This is a genomic window from Streptomyces sp. NPDC057565 (assembly GCF_042801455.1).
Lineage (GTDB): Bacteria > Actinomycetota > Actinomycetes > Streptomycetales > Streptomycetaceae > Streptomyces > Streptomyces yanii.
The window spans coordinates 55,824-72,765 of the sequence record NZ_JBHVFU010000039.1 but is presented as its reverse complement, the minus strand read 5'-3'; the positions used below and the strand labels follow the sequence as shown (position 1 = coordinate 72,765).

General features: G+C 68.2%; 15 protein-coding genes and 2 pseudogenes. 7 read left to right on the top strand and 10 right to left on the bottom strand.

Annotated features, from left to right (window positions below; translation table 11 throughout):
* The first annotated feature begins 102 nt into the window (after window positions 1–102).
* From ACFU8W_RS37860 to ACFU8W_RS37850, 3 genes and pseudogenes are all read left to right on the top strand, one after another.
* Window positions 103–924 carry an APH(3'') family aminoglycoside O-phosphotransferase gene (locus ACFU8W_RS37860; protein ID WP_384047587.1) on the top strand — a complete coding sequence of 274 codons (822 nt, stop codon included), beginning with the start codon at window positions 103–105 and terminating at the stop codon, window positions 922–924.
* A gap of 68 nt (window positions 925–992) precedes the next feature.
* A pseudogene (locus ACFU8W_RS37855) lies at window positions 993–1,458 on the top strand (transposase).
* Between the two features lie 96 nt (window positions 1,459–1,554).
* The gene (locus tag ACFU8W_RS37850; protein ID WP_384047553.1) at window positions 1,555–3,045 is read left to right on the top strand and encodes a DUF1214 domain-containing protein; all 1,491 of its coding nucleotides are present in this window, start codon (window positions 1,555–1,557) and stop codon (window positions 3,043–3,045) included.
* A gap of 270 nt (window positions 3,046–3,315) precedes the next feature.
* Here ACFU8W_RS37850 and ACFU8W_RS37845 read toward each other — a convergent pair whose 3' ends face one another.
* Both ACFU8W_RS37845 and ACFU8W_RS37840 read right to left on the bottom strand, forming a co-directional pair.
* Window positions 3,316–4,428: an endonuclease/exonuclease/phosphatase family protein gene (locus tag ACFU8W_RS37845; RefSeq protein WP_384047550.1), complete on the bottom strand. Its 1,113-nt coding sequence runs from the start codon at window positions 4,426–4,428 to the stop codon at window positions 3,316–3,318.
* A gap of 21 nt (window positions 4,429–4,449) precedes the next feature.
* The gene (locus ACFU8W_RS37840; RefSeq protein ID WP_384047547.1) at window positions 4,450–5,505 is read right to left on the bottom strand and encodes an AraC family transcriptional regulator; all 1,056 of its coding nucleotides are present in this window, start codon (window positions 5,503–5,505) and stop codon (window positions 4,450–4,452) included.
* Window positions 5,506–5,674: 169 nt separating this feature from the next.
* On the opposite strand from ACFU8W_RS37840, the gene ACFU8W_RS37835 reads away from it, so the two are divergent.
* Window positions 5,675–6,340, top strand: coding sequence for a class I SAM-dependent methyltransferase (locus ACFU8W_RS37835; RefSeq protein ID WP_384047544.1), 666 nt, complete (start codon window positions 5,675–5,677; stop codon window positions 6,338–6,340).
* An 85-nt stretch (window positions 6,341–6,425) separates the two neighbouring features.
* On the opposite strand, the gene ACFU8W_RS37830 is transcribed toward ACFU8W_RS37835, so the two are convergent.
* Window positions 6,426–6,632 (bottom strand): transposase, encoded by a 207-nt coding sequence (locus ACFU8W_RS37830; RefSeq protein ID WP_384047541.1) that lies wholly within the window; start codon window positions 6,630–6,632, stop codon window positions 6,426–6,428.
* A 192-nt stretch (window positions 6,633–6,824) separates the two neighbouring features.
* On the opposite strand from ACFU8W_RS37830, the gene ACFU8W_RS37825 reads away from it, so the two are divergent.
* Window positions 6,825–8,108 (top strand): NAD(P)/FAD-dependent oxidoreductase, encoded by a 1,284-nt coding sequence (locus ACFU8W_RS37825; RefSeq protein ID WP_384047538.1) that lies wholly within the window; start codon window positions 6,825–6,827, stop codon window positions 8,106–8,108.
* Window positions 8,109–8,219: 111 nt separating this feature from the next.
* Here ACFU8W_RS37825 and ACFU8W_RS37820 read toward each other — a convergent pair whose 3' ends face one another.
* Complete coding sequence (locus ACFU8W_RS37820; RefSeq protein WP_384047584.1) at window positions 8,220–8,789, bottom strand: GNAT family N-acetyltransferase; 570 nt, start codon at window positions 8,787–8,789, stop codon at window positions 8,220–8,222.
* A gap of 72 nt (window positions 8,790–8,861) precedes the next feature.
* Window positions 8,862–8,966: pseudogene (locus ACFU8W_RS37815) on the bottom strand (IS5/IS1182 family transposase); the annotation flags it as partial.
* A gap of 257 nt (window positions 8,967–9,223) precedes the next feature.
* Here ACFU8W_RS37815 and ACFU8W_RS37810 point away from each other — a divergent pair.
* On the top strand, window positions 9,224–9,916 hold the full coding sequence (locus tag ACFU8W_RS37810; protein WP_384047535.1) for a DUF899 family protein: 693 nt from the start codon (window positions 9,224–9,226) through the stop codon (window positions 9,914–9,916).
* A 227-nt stretch (window positions 9,917–10,143) separates the two neighbouring features.
* On the opposite strand, the gene ACFU8W_RS37805 is transcribed toward ACFU8W_RS37810, so the two are convergent.
* Genes ACFU8W_RS37805 through ACFU8W_RS37790 form a run of 4 tightly spaced genes read right to left on the bottom strand, consistent with a single transcriptional unit; the run spans window position 10,144 to window position 14,059 of the window.
* Window positions 10,144–11,331: an NAD(P)/FAD-dependent oxidoreductase gene (locus tag ACFU8W_RS37805; RefSeq protein WP_384047532.1), complete on the bottom strand. Its 1,188-nt coding sequence runs from the start codon at window positions 11,329–11,331 to the stop codon at window positions 10,144–10,146.
* A 54-nt stretch (window positions 11,332–11,385) separates the two neighbouring features.
* A complete protein-coding gene (locus ACFU8W_RS37800; protein WP_345509991.1) occupies window positions 11,386–12,159 on the bottom strand; it encodes an amino acid ABC transporter ATP-binding protein in 774 nt (257 codons plus the stop codon).
* The gene (locus tag ACFU8W_RS37795) at window positions 12,156–13,109 is read right to left on the bottom strand and encodes an amino acid ABC transporter permease (protein WP_384047529.1); all 954 of its coding nucleotides are present in this window, start codon (window positions 13,107–13,109) and stop codon (window positions 12,156–12,158) included. The genes ACFU8W_RS37800 and ACFU8W_RS37795 overlap by 4 nt, the downstream gene beginning before the upstream one ends.
* A complete protein-coding gene (locus ACFU8W_RS37790) occupies window positions 13,106–14,059 on the bottom strand; it encodes an ABC transporter substrate-binding protein (RefSeq protein ID WP_384047526.1) in 954 nt (317 codons plus the stop codon). The genes ACFU8W_RS37795 and ACFU8W_RS37790 overlap by 4 nt, the downstream gene beginning before the upstream one ends.
* 261 nt (window positions 14,060–14,320) lie before the next feature.
* Between ACFU8W_RS37790 and ACFU8W_RS37785 the strand changes: the two genes are divergently transcribed.
* Window positions 14,321–15,259: a LysR family transcriptional regulator gene (locus tag ACFU8W_RS37785; protein WP_384047523.1), complete on the top strand. Its 939-nt coding sequence runs from the start codon at window positions 14,321–14,323 to the stop codon at window positions 15,257–15,259.
* A 282-nt stretch (window positions 15,260–15,541) separates the two neighbouring features.
* Here the strand turns inward: ACFU8W_RS37785 and allB are convergent, their stop codons facing one another.
* Window positions 15,542–16,879 (bottom strand): allantoinase AllB, encoded by a 1,338-nt coding sequence (gene allB / locus ACFU8W_RS37780; protein WP_384047519.1) that lies wholly within the window; start codon window positions 16,877–16,879, stop codon window positions 15,542–15,544.
* Between the last annotated feature and the right edge of the window lie 63 nt (window positions 16,880–16,942).

Sequence of the window (16,942 nt, the reverse complement as noted above, 5' to 3'; positions counted from 1 at the left end):
CAGGGCGTTTCGTTCGGAGCATGCCTTGCCGCAGGCCGGGGCCGTGGCAGGGGCGGGGATCATACGGGTGAGTTGGATTCCGGGCTGGCTAGAGTGGCCGCTGTGAACGATCAGTCCGGACCTCGGGCCGCGTCGCCGGCGCTGCTCGGCGTAGGTGGTGGCGACTGGCTGCGTGTCACCGCGGGCGAATCGGGCGCCTGTGTCTTTCGCAGTGCCGATGCCACCCGGTATGCCAAGTGCGTGCCTGCCGCGGATGCAGTCGACCTGAGGGCCGAGCGCGACCGGATCACATGGCTGGGCGGTCAGGGCGTACCAGGACCCCAGGTTCTTGACTGGCACTCCGGTGACGCCGGCGCCTGCTTGGTAACGAGTGCCGTCTCCGGTACACCTGCTGATCAGGTGCCTGCGGAGGACCTGCGTGCCGCCTGGGAACACATTGCGGACGCGGTCCGTCGGCTGCACGAGGTGCCCGTGTCGGAGTGTCCATTCCGCCAGGGCCTGGACTCCATGGTCGCCGTGGCGCGTGACGTCGTGGCCCGTGATGCGGTGAACCCAGAGTTTCTTCCCGTCGAGCAGCAGCACACGCCCGCCGTGGAGCTGCTGGCCGACCTCGCCCGGCAGGTCCCTCGGCGGCGGGTTCAGGAGGTCGCCGACACGGTTGTCTGCCACGGAGATCTGTGCCTGCCCAACATCGTCCTCGATCCGCGGACCCTGGACGTGTCGGGCTTCATCGACCTGGGCCGCCTCGGGCCGGCCGACCGCCACGCCGACTTGGCGCTGCTGCTCGCCAATGCGCGAGAGACCTGGGAGGACGAAGAACGGGCGCGGACCGCGGACGTGGCGTTCACCAAGAGGTACGGCATGACCCTTGACGACGAGCGACTGCGCTTCTACCGCCATCTCGACCCGCTTACTTGGGGCTGACTGCTCGTTTCAGAATGAGTTGAGCCGCAGGCCTTGCCCTCGCGGATCTTGGTCGGCAAGGTGTGCGAGTGCCTGCTGATCTTGTTCCGGACGACTTGTGGGAGCGGGTGTCCCCGCTGCTGCCACCTGCCCCCGAGCGGCGCCGCCGTTCCCCCGGGCGACGGCGTGTTCCCGACCGGACGGCACTCGCCGGCGTCTTGTACGTGCTGCGGACCGGCGTCGCCTGGCGCGATGTCCCGCGGAGAGCGTGGGCTGCTCCGGGGTGACGGCCTGTACGCCGACCGGGGCTACGACTTCGACAAGTACCGCCGCCTGCTATGGAGGTTCGGCATCAAGCCGATGATCGCCCGACGCAGCGTTGCCCACAGTTCCGGACTGGGCAAGGTGCGCTGGGTGGTAGAGCGCGCCTTCGCCTGGCTCCACCGGTCCAAACGGCTCCACATCCGCTACGAACGACGCGCGGACCTGCATCAGGGGGTGCTGGAGCAGGCTTGCAGTCTCATCCGCCTCCACAGGCTCCGCTCCCACCTATAACGCTCGATGTGGTGTCGCACAGAAACTCAATACACCTTTTGCGCTTATTGTGCGGTCACCTGTCCTGCTGGCTCGCACTCATACCCGAGGTGTCCGATGACGTCCGCACCCGACCGCTGCCAGGACCTGGCCTCGCTGCCGTTCGCCGGCGGCTACCCGACCGACGAGACGGCGCGGACGTTGGAGGACGAGCTGCTCTTCCAGCGCGCCGTCCAGGTCTACCTGTGGGCACTGCCGACGATGAACGCCTGCGCGATGCGCGACGGGCTCGGCGCGGTCTTCGGCCACGGCTACCCGGTGATGGCCGTCTTCGAACAACGGCTGAAGCCTCGGACACTGATCACCACCCCGAACTGCGACGTCATCTACGGCATGGCCTTCGCGGACCTGAGCCTGACCGGCCCGCTCGTCGTCGAGGCCCCGCCCGGCATCCAGGGACTGGTGGACGACTTCTGGCACCGCCCACTCACCGGTCCCGTCATCGACGGACGACAGTTCCTCGGCGACATCGGCCTGCCCGGCCCGGACCGGGGCGAAGGCGGCCGGTACCTCATCGTCCCCGACGGCGCCGAGCCTGAGCACGAGGGCGAGTGGGACGACTTCTTCGTCTACCGCAGCCGCACCGACAACATCTACTTCCTGCTGCGCGGCTTCTTCACCTCCGTCGACGACCTGTCACCAGGCGTCGCGGCCATCGAGGGCATCCGGTTGCACCCATTGCACGGCGACGCGGAGCCGATGCACTTCGCCCATGCCTCCGACACCCCGGCCGACGCGCTCTACTCCCGTGACGGCACGTTCTTCGACGCGCTCGACGCCTTCGTCCAAGCCGACCGGGTCGACCAGACCGACCCCTACATGCACGGCGTCCTGGCATCGCTGGGCATCCGCAAGGGCCGGCCCTTCGCCCCGACGCCGCGTCAGCGAGAACTGCTGGACCTGGCCGCGCAGACGGGCTGGAAGGCTGCCAAGACCCTGGCCGCCCGCTTCGACCGCGAGCAGGGCGCCCTGTGGTGGGCAGACCGCCAGTGGGTCGCCCACGTCAAGACCGCTCAGGACGACTTCTTCCACACCCTGCTGGACGAGGAATATCGCGACCGCGCCACCGGCCACACCGACGTGAACGCCAAAGCGCACATGTTCGTCAACCACTACTCCATGAGCACCGGCATGATCACCTCCGTAGTCGGCTTCGGCGCCAAGTTCGCGGGCGCCTACCGCGACCACGACGGCGACCTGCTCGCCGGCGAGCGCACCTACCGCATCGACCTGCCCGCCGACCCGCCGGCCCGACTCTTCTGGTCCCTCACCGTCTACGACGCCGAGACCGCCGCCCAAGTCGATGCCCAGGGCCAGACCTACTCCTCCCTCAACGGAATGGACGACATCGCCCTCAACCCCGACGAGTCGATCACCCTCCACATCGGCCCCGAGCGCCCGGCAGGCGCCGAGAACTGGATCCGCACCGTCCCCGGCCGCGGCTGGTTCGCCGTCATCCGCTGGTACGGACCCGAACAGGCCTTCTTCGACCGCCGGTACAAGCCCGGCGACTTCATCAAAACCGCCAGTGACCACAGCAACGCCTGACCGCCCGCCCGGAGCGCAATCGTGGGCTCATGACTTCTGGGCAAGCCTGCTGCGACGCACCCCGGATGAGGGTTGCACGACCGGGCCGCCGCGGGGACGACCCAGCGGCGGCCCTCCACGGTTCGCCAACGCAGGAACCCGAAGCATCGCGGAGGCCCCTCCCGCCTTCCAGCGGCGGCATCCCCACAGCCGCTGCCCATTCTCGTGAACATCGACTTCGGCCCCGAGCGAGTGCCTTGCGACGAGATGAACAATCGCTGTCGGCGGAGGTCAGGCGCTGGGACGGACGACGCCCCGTAGCATCCAATGATCGCTGAGACGGCCGATATTGTAGCTCCACGACCCGACGTAGATGGGTCGGCCTTGCACCAGGTCCCAGCCGCGGTCGCTGAAGAAGATGTAGTCGAGCTTGTCGCCGGCCGCATTGCGGCAGCCCTTGAGGTACCAGGGCCCGGTGGTGGTGCACTTCTCGTCCGAGTCGGCCTCGAAGTTGCCGCTGTAGAGGGGGCGAATAGCACTGTCGCCGGGCTTCAGGTTGAGGTCGCCGCCGATGACGGTGCGGTAGCCGCCGTTCTGCCAGCTCCGTGCCTGATTTCGGAAGTCCCGGGCGGAGGCCCTGCGCATCTGCTTGGACGGGTCCGCGTTGGCGTTGGCGAAATGACTGGTGCAGGCGAGCAGTTTGTTGCCGCGGTCCTGGAGGCACGCAGCGCCCTGCGTGTGCTTGCCTCCGGGTTCCGAGGTGCTGGTGAAGGTCATGTCCCACCCCGGTTTGCCCTGTTTGTCGTAGACCAGGTCGGTGCCCGGGAGCTTCTTCATCGCGACGGCTACGCCCGCGTCCTTCCTGCCCGTTCTGGGGCACCGGACTGGGTTGTCCGTACCGGGAGATTTTGCGGTGCGATGGCGGACCACCCACTCGCCGGACCCGGCGTGATTCAGCGCGTCCTGAAGCGGCCGGGAGTGCAGGCTCTCGCAGGCTTCTTGAATCATCACGACGGCGATCGAGCGGTCATGATTGACCCGGTCGACCAGTTCGTTGATCTTGCCACGGCTGGTTCCCGGACAGCTGGGGCTGCCGTCACGGCTGAGGGCCCCGCAGATGTTCCAGGTCAGTACGCCGACCCTGGTCGGTAGGCTGTGCGGCGTCGCATCAGCGGCCCTTGCCGATGGCGAGTGGTCGGGCGTCTGCGCGCCTGCCAGCTGTATCGGCACGAGTGCGAAGACAGCCGCCGCGCATGCCCCGCCCAAGACGGTCTTGCGGTGAGCTCCCTCCGCCTGTCCTCCTCGCTTCGGAGCACGATCGCGACGAAGTGTTCGTTCCCCCATGATTCCCCTGGTCTGTTGGTTGAATCGGCAGTTCTGTCGCCGTCCGAACCAGGCTGCCAAGGCCAGAGGCAGTCGGCCTTGTCAGTCCGCGCAGGGGTGTTGGCGATTCGCGCACGCCTTGGGCGACAGGTTCCTGTAGTCCTGCGGCGGTATCCCGTAGGTGGCCCGGAACAGGCGGCTGAAGTGTGAGGGGTGGGTGAAGCCCCATCGGGCGGCGATGGCCTGGATCGGGCGGTCGTTCAGGCGGGGGGTGGCCAAGTCGAGGCGGCAGCGTTCCAGACGGCGGCGGCGTATCCAGGCTGCCGGCGACGTGTCGTCCTCGGCGAGCAGGTGCTGGAGGTGACGCAGGGAGATGTGGTGGGCGTCCGCGATCGCCTGGGGAGTCAGGGCGGGGTCGGCGAGGTGCTGCTCGACGAACGCGCTGATCTGGGCCCGCAGGGCACTCCGGCGGGCCTCCGGAGTCAGATCCGCCTCAGCCTCCAGGCAACGGGCGAGTGTGGACGCCAGGAGGTCCAGGGTGACCGAGGCAAGAGTCGGGATGTCGGCTGAAGTGAACTCGGTGGCGCGTGCGTTGAGGTCGGCCAGCCAACGAGTGAACACCCCGCCCATACCGCTGTGCCCGTTGATCGGGACAGCGAACAGGTGCTGCACCGTCTTCTCCGGCAACGGCAGCAACCCCCGAGGAAACTGCACCGTCACATGGGACCACCTGTCCGGAACGGCACCAACACCGCCGCGGTAAGGGCGGCTGCTGTCCAGCACCACGAGGTCACCGGTGCGCAGCGTCGTGTCACCCCCGTCCACGGAGACAATCCCCTCCCCGCCGAGAAAGTAGTTGATCAGGTACACCTCAGGATCGGACTGCCGAATCAGCTTCGGCGGCCGCGCGATCTCCAAATGCGAGTAGGCCAGCGCGGACGCCTGAACATCCCCCAGGTCGAGGACGCGCATCTTGGCGCGGAAGTCCTCGTGGTCATCGCTGCGCAGCCGGTTGCGCATGTGCGACTGTGCTGTGGTTTCTTCCCACAGCGCGAACCGCTCCGGAGCGTCCACGACGTCCGTGCTGAACTCCGTCACCAGCATTCCCAGCCCCCGTAGCCGTTCCCCTGCGGCTTCGAACGTGACATGGGGAGACATACGCTGTCCAGCAGCACTTCGGTCACATGTGCCGCCACGCACCTTCCTCGTGGGCAACGAAGTCTCAAGATCAAGACGTATCGAGACCACCGGTGGCCCAGGAGAACGGGCGGGAGGGAAGCTCGTGATTCGCCGGCTTGCCTCGGCGCCAGGGACTACGGTCGTGAGTATGATCGAACACGATGCCCTCGGTGTCACCCGCGAGGCCTACGACGCTGCTGCCCCCACGTACGCGCAGCTGTTCCGCGACGAGCTGCGTGAAAGGCCTTTGGATCGCGCGATTTTGAGTGCCTTCGCCGAGGTCGTACGTGCGAGTGGGGACGGTCGGGTCGCAGATCTGGGGTGTGGGCCTGGCCATATCACCGCTTACCTGGATGAGCTGGGGCTGGCGGCGTTTGGCGTCGATGCCTCTCCCGTGATGATCGAGTCAGCTCGACAGGCCTACCCGGGCCTGCGGTTCGACGTGGGCTCGATGGCAGCGTTGAACATCGCTGACGGCGTGCTGGGAGGCGTACTTTCACGTTGGTCCATCATCCACACTCCGCCGCAAGAACTCCCCATCATCTTGGCGGAGTTCCACCGTGTGCTGGCACCTGGCGGTCACTTTCTGGTCGGCTTTTCGGCCAGCGATGATCCGTCCCACTCGACGCAGGTCTTCGATCACGCAGTCGCGCCGGCCTATCGGTGGTCGCCGGATCACCTCGCCGCGATGTTGCGCACGGCCGGTTTGGCCGAGGTGGCCCGGATGGTTCGCGAGCCTCAGCCCACCGACCGGCGGCAGTTCAAGGAGATTCACCTGCTTGCCCGCAAATCCGATGAGGGTCTGCCCAGTTGAACGCATGACCGCATCCAGCCTGCCCGAGCGCCTGCTGAACATGCGGACCGAGGGCGGCGGATGACGGCCGGGGTCTGGTAGCCCGTCAGCAGTGCGAGTTCGATGGCGGCTTCGTCGCCGGGGTGGTGACCTCACGGTCGCCGGCCAGGTCGAGAACGTCGCTGAACAGTTTCAGCGGCTCGGGCTCGTCGTTGGTGACTCGTGGCGACAGTGGGGTCTTGTCGTCGGCATCCAGCGCAAGGCCGTGGTGATGTCCCTTGCCGCTGTCGATCCCCGCCCATATCCGGCTCACCGTATTCTGACGTACGTGTTCGTGCTGTTCATGCCACGGACGACCTCTCCGGCATTGCTCTGCACAGCGAATTCTTCGCAGTCCGATCACGCATCACTCGATTCACAACTCTTGACAACTGATCATGTTCCTGACAGCACTGGCACTGCACCACTCCCATGAACGGCATACCTCGAAGGGGGCGATCAGCGCATGACCAGGCCTGAGAGCGCGGGATACGACTACGACGTCGTCATCAGCGGAGCCAGCCTCGCAGGCAGCGCCGCAGCGATCTTGCTCGCTCGACGCGGGGTTCGCGTCGCACTGCTGGAACGCCGCTCGGACCCCGAAGCGTACAAGGTGCTTTGCACCCACTCCCTCCAGGCCAGCGCCTACCCGGTGCTGGACGAACTCGGCCTCGTCCCCGCTCTTGAGGAAGCTGGAGCCGTCCGCAACGAGGCCCGCTGGTACACCCGCTGGGGATGGATCGAGCCGAGGGCTGCGCCGGCAGGCCCCGAGCTACCGTACGCGTACAACATTCGGCGTAGCACCCTCGACCCGCTCATCAGGTCCCATGCCTCGGAGACCGCTGGCGTCGATCTGCTCCTCGGTCACCATGTGACCGGACTGGTCCAGGAAGCCGGGCGAACCGTGGGGGTGCGCGCGTCGACACCACAGGGTGAGCGGGAGATCCGGGCCCGTCTGGTGGTCGGCGCCGATGGCAAGGACTCGGCCGTTGCGAAGTTCGCCGGGGTGCCTGCTCGGCTGTACGAGAACGCGCGGTTCGGCTATCTCACGCACTTCCGCAATCTTCCGCTCCACGGCGGGATCGGTCACGCCTGGTTCCTCGAGCCCGACATGGCGTACGCGTTTCCGAACGACGACGGGGTGACGGTGATCGCGGTGCTCCCGGACAAGAAGCGGCTGCCGGCCTTCCGGGAAGACCTGGAGGGCAGCTTCTTCGAATTCGTCCGCGCCCTGCCCGAGGCACCACCCATCGACTCCGCCGAGCGCATCACGAAGATCACCGGCACTGTCAACTACCCGCTTCTCAGCCGCGAGCCGACCGCACCGGGCGTCGCGTTGATCGGTGACGCCGCCCTGACCGGCGATCCCCTGTGGGGAGTGGGATGCGGGTGGGCTCTGCAGTCCGCGCAATGGTTGGCAGAGTCGGTCGCCTCGGCCGCAGCGGGTCGGGGCGACCTCAATAGGTCGCTCGTGGTGTATGCGCGCAGACACCGGCGCCGACTGCGCGGTCACCAGTATCTGGCCGTTGACTACGCCAAGGCCCGTCCGTTCAATCCCTTGGAGCGGCTGATGTTTTCGGCGGCAGCGCGCGACGAGTCGGTGGCGCGGCACCTGTATCTGTTTGCCTCCCGTCTGATCGGTCCGCTGCGTTTCTTGAACCCCGTGGCAGTGGCCAAGGCTTCGGCTGTCAACATCAAGCATCGCGGGGCGGCCGTGCCAAGCGCGCAGCTGTCGCAAACAGAGTCATGACCGGCTTCCGGAAGCTTTCGCAGGACCGCACAGGTTCAGGAGTTCAGGTACCCGGAGTTCGTCTCGTTTGGTCCCGAAGGGACAGGAGCTGAGCTCGATGGGTTCAGATATTCAGAGGCGGCGAGTGCCGTCAACGGGCGGCGTAGGGCGGTTCAGCCGCCAGACCACGTCGATCCCGCTGCCGGAGGGGGCTGCGGGCGGCCTTACCTGTTCACGCCGGACTTCGGTGAAGCCCAACCGACGCGGTATGGCGGCGCTGGAGGTGTTGGCCAGGTCGTGCGCGATTTCCAGGTACTCCACGTCCGGCAGGGTGAACATCTCGGTGACCATGGCCGCTGTCGCTCTCGTGGCGATGCCCTGGCCGGTGGCGGCAGGGTGCAGCCAGTACCCCATGCGCCGGCCCTGAGGTTCGGCCACGCGGTAGCTCTGGCACATGCCGATGAGAGTGCCGGCTTTGGCGATGGCGTAGTTGTACACGTCACCGCTTGCCCACTTCGACTCGGACTTCGCGAGGAAGTCTCGGGTGGTCTCCTCACTGTGATGGGCGACCCACGGCTCCCACGGGCGCAGGTGGTCCAGAGACTCCTCGATCAACGTGAATGCCGGAGCGAAGTCGCTCTGCCCCCGCCAGCCTCGCAGGACGAAGTCTCCGCACTCGATGATCTGCCTGGGTCGCTCCATGACGGCCATGATTGTTTGCAGAACGGCTCGTTGCAACGGGATACGGATAAACCGGTGGGCCGCCTGCCCTGCAAGGTGGCGGTAGCAGATCAGAGCGGCGGCGATGGCGCCGAAGGCTGGGAAGTGTGCGGCCTTGCGCTCGTAGCGGCGGTGCAGGCGGCACCACCCGCCGGACCAGCACCCACAACTCATCCGGCACCAACCGCTCGACGAAATCTGTCATGCACTGCTTGACAAGCGATCACGCCATAGGAAACGACGTCCTGGGAATCACCCGGCGCTCCACTTTGCGAAGTGCAGAGAAGGCTGATCCTGCGGGCGGCGAAGAGGCTGGTCGCCGTCGGCGCCGCGAATTCGCCGGGCGAGGGCCGATGACTTCCTGCCGGCCGGGGAGTCGTTACTCCCAGACAAGCACCCGATCGTCCGGAGGCACCATGTCCACCACCTCGAACGCCCTGCCGTCCGTCGTCGACGCCGCCACCTGGGACAAGGAACTGGCAGCGCTGCGCGTGCGGGAGAAGGCCGCCACCCGGGAGCTCGACGCCATCGCCGCCCAGCGCCGTCGGCTGCCGATGGTCGAGATGCCCGACTACGTACTGGAGGGAGAGGACGGTCCGGTCCGCCTCGCCGAGATCTTCGGCGAGCACCCGCAGCTGATCGTCTACAACCACATGTGGCACGAAGACGCGGAGTGGCAGTGCAGCGGCTGCACCGGCTTCACCTCGCAGTTCACCCGGCTCCTGGGCCTGGAGAAGTTCGACGCCCGGTTCGTGATCGTCACCCAGGGCCCGATCGACGAGGCGCTCGCCTACCAGCGCAAGGTCGGGAACACGATGACCTGGTACTCGACGGCGAACAGCTCGTTCGGCAGCGATGTCGGCGCCCCGCCGAACGCCGGATTCGCGGTCAACGTCTTCCTGCGCGACGGCGACACGGTGTACCGGACCTGGCACACCGACGGTCGCGGCACGGAGCAGATGAGCAACCTGTTCGGCCTGGTCGACCTGCTGCCGTACGGGCGGCAGGAGGTGTGGCAGGACTCGCCGGAGGGGTGGCCGCAGTCGCCGACCTACAGCCGCTGGGCGGCGTCGGAGGAGATCGCAGCCGCCTACGGCCATAACAGCTGACCTGCGAGATCACCAGGGTGGGTTGGCGTCGTCAGGAGCGGTCCGGATGGCGTTGCAGTCGCCGGGCCTCCGAGCCCGGTGCGAATCCGCCTGCTGACGCCCTATCCGCCGGCACCGGGGGACAGAGCGTTGCGTACCGCGTGGGAACGTCGGCCTTAGCCGCCCTGGTTCACGGATGACCCCCACCACGGTGGGGGCCATCCGTGAACCAGGGCGGCGGATCCGCCTCACGCCGCCGTGATCGCTCCCGCGCTGCTCATGACCTGCACGCTCTCGTCGAGTACGTCCGCGGCCGGGGTGCGGTCCGGGCTGTAGTCCGCCAGGTCCGGGACGGAAGCGCCGCTGATGAGTTCCTTCGCGGCGAGCAGACCGAGCGCCGGCGCCAGGGTCACTCCGCTGTGCGTGACGACCGTGTAAAGACCGGGCGTTGCCGCCGAGCAGCCCACCAGCGGCAGCCCGTCCGCGGGGACGGGGCGCACTCCCAGTCGCACGCCGGCCATCTCAGCGGCGCGCAAGGGGGCGTACACCTCACGGCCCAGACGGTGCAGGGCCTGTTCCAGCGCCGCGTCGGTCTGCCTTGCCGTGTCCGACGCACCCTCGACGTCCGGCGGCAGAACGGCGTCCACCGGCCAGGAGATCGACACGACGCGACCGTCGGGCGCGGGCCGCAGATCGACACCGGGAGTCGCCAGGATCGCACCGAGGCGGTCCTGATCCGGCAGCCGGGTGCTCTCGCCCACGAGCCCCGGCACACGGTTGAGCGGCAGCGACCCGCCGGCCAGCCCGGCGATGCGCCCCGCCTGTGGGCCCGTGCAGTTGACCACCCAGTCCGCCTCGAAACGGCGGCCCTCCGCCACCACGCCGGTGATGCGGTCGCCGGTGCGCAGCATGCCGGTCACCCGCAGCCCGTAGCGGATGTCGGCGCCGTTGAGTGCCGCGCGGTCCAGCAGGCGCCGGGTGAACAGCGGAGCGTCGTACCAGGACGCGTGCTCGTGGACGACGAGTTCGTCGGCCCGGCAGGCGTCAGGGCTCACCCCCGGGGCCAGCTCGGCCAGCTCCGACGGATCGGCCGACCGGCAGGCGTGTCCCCAGCTGCGCAGGCGCTTGGCGCGCTCCCGGATGACGAGCTGTTCCTGATCCGTGTGACCCCACTGCACGAGCGGCACGGGGTGACGCCAGTCGGCTCCGCCCAGCTCGTCGCCGAGCCGCACATGCAGTTCGGCGCTGCGCCGGTTCAACGCGTAGTAGGTGTGCGGTGTCTTGAGATGGGTGACGTCGATGGAGAAGGTGGCGCTGGATGTGCCGGCGGCCGGACCGCCTGCCTCGATCACTGTGACATGGGCGCCGGCGGCCGCCAGATGGTGCGCGACGGAGGCGCCGACCACACCGGCTCCGATGACGAGGACACGGGGCATGGGTCTTCCTTTGCGGTGCGTGGATGAAGGGTGGTGGGTGCGGCGTCGGGCCGGTCAGCGGACCTTGCCGAGGAACGCCTGGGTGCGCCCGTGGCGAGGGGAGCCAAGTACGTCCGTCGGCGTGCCGGACTCGACGACGACACCGCCGTCCATGAAGACGAGGGAATCGCCGACTTCCCGGGCGAAGCCCATCTCGTGCGTGACGACGATCATCGTCATGCCGTCGTCGGCGAGCCCGCGCATCACATCGAGGACCTCGCCCACGAGCTCGGGGTCGAGGGCGGAGGTGGGCTCGTCGAACAGCATCAGTTCGGGCCGCATCGCCAGCGCCCGGGCGATCGCCACGCGCTGCTGCTGACCGCCGGACAACTGCGAGGGATAGGAGTGCGCGCGGTCGGCGAGTCCGACTCTGGCGAGGAGTGACCGGGCGCGCTCCGTGGCCTCGGCTCTGGATTCCTTCCTGACCTGCACCGGCGCCTCCATCACGTTCTGCAGCGCCGTCATGTGCGGGAACAGGTTGAAGCGCTGGAAGACCATGCCGATGCCGCGCCGCTGCCGGGCGACCGCCGAGTCGGTCAGCTCGTGCACGCGTCCGTCGCGCTCCTCGTAACCGATCAGTTCGTCGCGTACGTACAGACGTCCCGCGTCGATGGTCTCCAGGCGATTGATGCAGCGCAGGAAGGTGGACTTGCCGGAGCCGGACGGGCCGACCAGGCACATCACCTCGCCGGCCGCGACGCTCAGGTCGATGCCTTTGAGCACCTCGGTCCTGCCGAAGCTCTTGTGCACACCTTCGGCGCGCACCACCGTCGCGGTGCTCGTCTTCATCGGTTCTCCAAGGGTGCGGGCCGAGGCTGGGCGAAGGTGCCGCGCATGCGCTGGAGCGGGGTGGGCGGCAGGTCACGGCTCGCCCCGCGCCCGTATCGGCGCTCGAGGTAGTACTGGCCGACGCTCAGGACCGATACGGCCAGGAGGTACCAGGCGCAGGCCACGGTCAGCAGAGGGATCTGTTGGAAGTTGCGGGAGTAGATGGCCTGGATCGAAGTGAGCAGCTCGGGCACGGCGATGACCGAGACCAGTGACGTGGTCTTGAGCATGGAGATCACTTGGTTGCCGGTGGGCGGGATGATGATGCGCAGGGCCTGCGGCAGCACGATCCGGCGCAGGGTCTGACGGCGCGTCATGCCGAGCGCGTTCGCCGCCTCCGACTGCCCGTCGTCCACTGAGGCGATGCCGGAGCGGACGATCTCTGCCATGTAGGCGGCCTCGTGCAGTCCGAGTCCGAGGAGGGCGGCCGAGGTCTGGGTCACCAGCTGGTTCGTGTCGAACTCGACAAAGGTCGGCCCCCATGGCACCCCGAACCCGACCCGGGGCACGACTGCGGCGAGGAAGTACCAGAACAGCAGTTGGACCAGGAGCGGTGTGCCGCGGAAGACCCAGATGTAGAGCCAGCTCAGCCGGGACAGGAGAGGGTTGTCCGACCCGCGCAGAACAGCCAGGACGACACCGCCGATGACGCCGATTGCCATCGCGGCCGCCGTCAGCCAGAGCGTGGTGCCCAGGCCCTCGAGGACGACGGGCGTAAACAGGTGGTCGCCGACGGTCGCCCACTGCATGCGCGGATTGGCAGCCCACCCTTGGAGGAGGAACACCAGGACGAACGCCAGGGCGGCCGACGCGATCCAGCGGCCCGGCCGGCGCAGCGGCACCGCGTCGATCTCCTTGCGGACCGCGGGCGTCTTCGCGATGCCGGTGGTGCGGAGAGTGGACTCGCTCATGTGGTGGTGCCGCCGTTCACCGTGGCGCGGTCCAGGGCTCCGGATTCGACATCCCAGCGTTTGAGGATCTTTCCGTAGGTGCCGTTGTCCATCACCTTCTGGAGGGCCTGCCGCACGGCCTCGACCAGCTTCTCGTCCTGCTTGTTCACCAGGATTCCGTACGGCAGGAAGCGGTACGGTTCGCCCACCTGCTTCATTTGGCCGTGGGACTGCGCGGCCTGGTAGGCGACGGTCGGGGTGCCGCCGACGAAGGCGTCGGCGCGACCGGTGGTCAGGGCCTGGAAGCAGCCGACGGAGTCGGGGAAGACGAGCGGCTTGGCGGCCGGCTTGCCCGCGGCCTTGCACTTCTTGGCCTGCGCGTCGATGTCGTCGACCTGGGCCGTGCCGTTCTCCACGGCAGCCGTCCGCCCGCACAGGTCGTCGAGTGAGCCGATGGACTCGGCGTTCTTCTGCTGGACGAGGATGGAGCTGCTGGTCTTGAAGTAGTCGACGAATGTGACGTGTTGCTGGCGTTCAGGCTTGTCCAGCATGGCCTGGATAGCGAGGTCGTAGCGGCGCGACTGCACGCCGCCGATAATGCTGTCGAAGCTCGCCTTGGAGAACTTCACCTTGACGCCGAGGACTTGGCCGACCGCCGTCATCAGCTCCGGTTCCACGCCGATCAGCGTCTTGTTGTCAGAACCGAGGGACACCAGGGGCGGATAGTCGTCGCCCGCGGCCACGACGAGCTCACTGGAATCGCGCACCCTCTGCGGCAGCAGCGCCGCGAGTTTCGCGTCCTTGTGTTGCGCGGCCGGGCCGGACCTGGCAGCGGGCCCCTTGCCGGCCGCGTCGGTCGAGGGTGAGCCGCCGCACGCCGCGAGCGGCAAGAGAAGTCCGGCCAGCGCCGCGCTGGCAGACGCGGCGCGCTTCGTCCGGCGGGCCTGGGGCCTCGGGAGCCGTATTTCCATGGCAGTGCCCTTCCCTGGGTCGGCCGGCCATGTCCTGGCCGGTCAATGCCGCTCAATCTGCGGCAGCGGGGACGGCAATACAAGATGAAGCAGAATGAACGTTGCCGCACACATCGTTCAGCTGAGCTGTTGCTTGGAAGGGAGGCGAACTCCGTTCTCACCTGCGGAGAATCTGTGGAACGGCCGACTCCACCTGCCCACAGGGAACCTCATGGGAGCGAACTCTGGCGGTGGCAGCGGGCTGGTTGTTAAGTTCTCCTGATGCTGACCCCGACGCAGTTGCAGGCGATCCGAGATGTGGTCGCCACAGGCTCACTGCGCACCGCCGCACGCCGCCTCGGCTACTCACCGTCCGCGATCTCGCAGCAGATCGCCTCGGTCGAGCGGGTCCTGGGCGTGCCCCTCTTCGAGCGCTCGCCGCGCAGTGTCAGGCCGACCGCCGCCGGCGCCCAACTCGCCCGCAGAGCAGTCAGGTTGCTCGCCGACTTGGAGGCGGCCGAGGAAGAGATGCGGTCCTTCGCGGCGGCCGAGCGCGGACGACTGCACCTCGGTAGCTTCTGGTCGGCCGGCTTTCGCCTGATGCCCGCGGTCCTCACCGACTTCCTGCGCGACCGCCCGCAGGTCGACGTCCGCTACGAGGAAGGCGACCCGCCCGTCACCCTGCCCGCCGTCACCGAGGGCCGACTGGACCTGGCGGTGATCTTTGAGTACGGCACAGTACCTCGCAACGACCCGTCCGACCTGGAGCGCACGCTGATCCTTGAGGAGCCGCTGTACGTCCTCGTCCCCAAGAAGCACCGTCTCGCCCGCCGCAGACGCATCCGGGTTGCCGACCTCTCGGCCGAGCGCTGGATCTGCTACCGCGAGGACACCGACGCGGCCCGCTCGCTGTTCCACATCTGCGCCGAGGGAGGCTTCCGCCCCGAGGTCATCTTCCGCACGAACGACTACAACCTGCCCTTCGAACTCGTACGGAACGGGCTCGGCGTCGCCATCGTGCCCGAACTCGCCCTGAGCAAGTCGGAGGACGTACACCTGATCCGCCTCGCCAACCCCACGCACGTACGGCGGGTGTTCGCCGTGCGCCGATCGGGAGACCCCAACCCGTTCCTCGACCAGGCCGTCGCGGTACTGCGCGCGGCGGCAGCCACCATTGACCGGGAACTGTCACAGACGATCGACCTGCCCACGGCGGTGTAGCAACCCGGCCTGGCCGCCGCAGAGGTTGAGAAGGCCATCGCGCCGCCTGCCGAGCCGACCATGATCGGACGCCTGGGGCGCCCCGGGGCCCGTACGAGGGCACGGCGCCGCGCGGCGCACGGACGGAGCGCTCGGCGGCGCGGCGTCCCACCACTGCGGGCCCACGGTGCCGTGCGCTCTGCGACACACGACTGCTCGGCACCACGCGCACTGCGGCCCCCGACGCGTCCGTCGGGGGTCGCAGTGCCCGCTCACCTGCCGGCGACCACGCCGGCCCCGGCCTCAGCCGTTCCTGTCGAGCAGGCGTCCGGTGGGCTCGGCGAGAGTGCCGCGGTCGGCGATGCGCTCTCCGCGGAGCCACGTGGAGGTGACGACACCGTGCAGCGTCTTGCCGGCGTAGGCGGTGACCCGGTTGCGGTGCTCCAGCTCGGCCGGGTCGACCGTGAAGGTCGCGTCGGGGTCGAGCACCGCGAAGTCGGCGTCCCGGCCGACCTCGATCGCGCCCTTCCTGTCCAGGCCCGCGAGCCGTGCGGGTGCGGTCGACATCCAGCGGACGACGTCCTCAAGGCTGCGGCCACGTCGGCGCGCCTCGGTCCAGATGGCGGGCAGGCCGAGCTGGAGGGAGGAGATACCGCCCCAGGCGGAGGCGAAGTCAGGGCTCTTGAGGTCCGCGGTCGAAGGTGAGTGGTCGGAGACGATGCAGTCGATCGTCCCGTCGGCGAGCCCCTCCCACAGGGCGTCCTGGTTGGCGGCCTCACGAATCGGCGGGCAGCACTTGAACTCGGTGGCGCCGTCCGGGACTTCCTCGGCCGTCAGGGTGAGAAAGTGCGGACAGGATTCGACCGTGATCCCGACTCCCTCGGCCTTGGCAGCGGCGATCAGCGGCAGAGCGTCCGAGGACGACAGGTGCAGCACGTGCACACGGGCCTTCAGCCGCCTGGCCTGGGTGATCAGGTTCTCGATCGCGGCGTTCTCGGCGTCGCGCGGCCGGGAGGCGAGGAAGTCGACGTACTTCCTCCCGCTCTTCTGCGGGGCCGCGGCCAGGTGGTGCGGATCCTCGGCGTGCACGATCATCAGGCCGCCGAAGTCGGCGATCTCGGCGAGGGACTTCGCGAGCTGCTCCTGGTCCAGCTCGGGGAACTCGTCCACACCGGAGGGCGACAGGAAGCACTTGAAGCCGAAGACGCCGGCGTCGTGCAGGGGTCGGAGGTCCGCGACGTTGTCGGGCAGCGCGCCGCCCCAGAAGCCGACGTCGATGTGCGCCTTGGTGCGGGCGGTCTCCTGCTTGACGCGCAGGTGCTCCACGGTGGTGGTCGGTGGGAGGGAGTTGAGCGGCATGTCGACGAGGGTCGTGATGCCACCGGCCGCGGCCGCGCGGGTGGCGGTCCAGAAGCCCTCCCATTCGGTGCGCCCGGGGTCGTTCACATGCACGTGGGTGTCGACGATCCCGGGGAGTACGACGTCGTCGCCGACGTCCTCCAGACGGGCACCGACCGGTACCTCGGCGTCGTACGGCAGCACCGCGGCGATCGTCCCGCCGGAGACGGCGATCGACGCGGGACGCGTCCCCTCGGGGGTGATGACGCGTGTCGAGCGCAGTACGAGCTGTACGTCGGGCAACGGATGCCCCTCCTCTTTCGCGGTTGATTGTGTCTTCATGAGCCGTCCGCCCGGGGCGGGGCC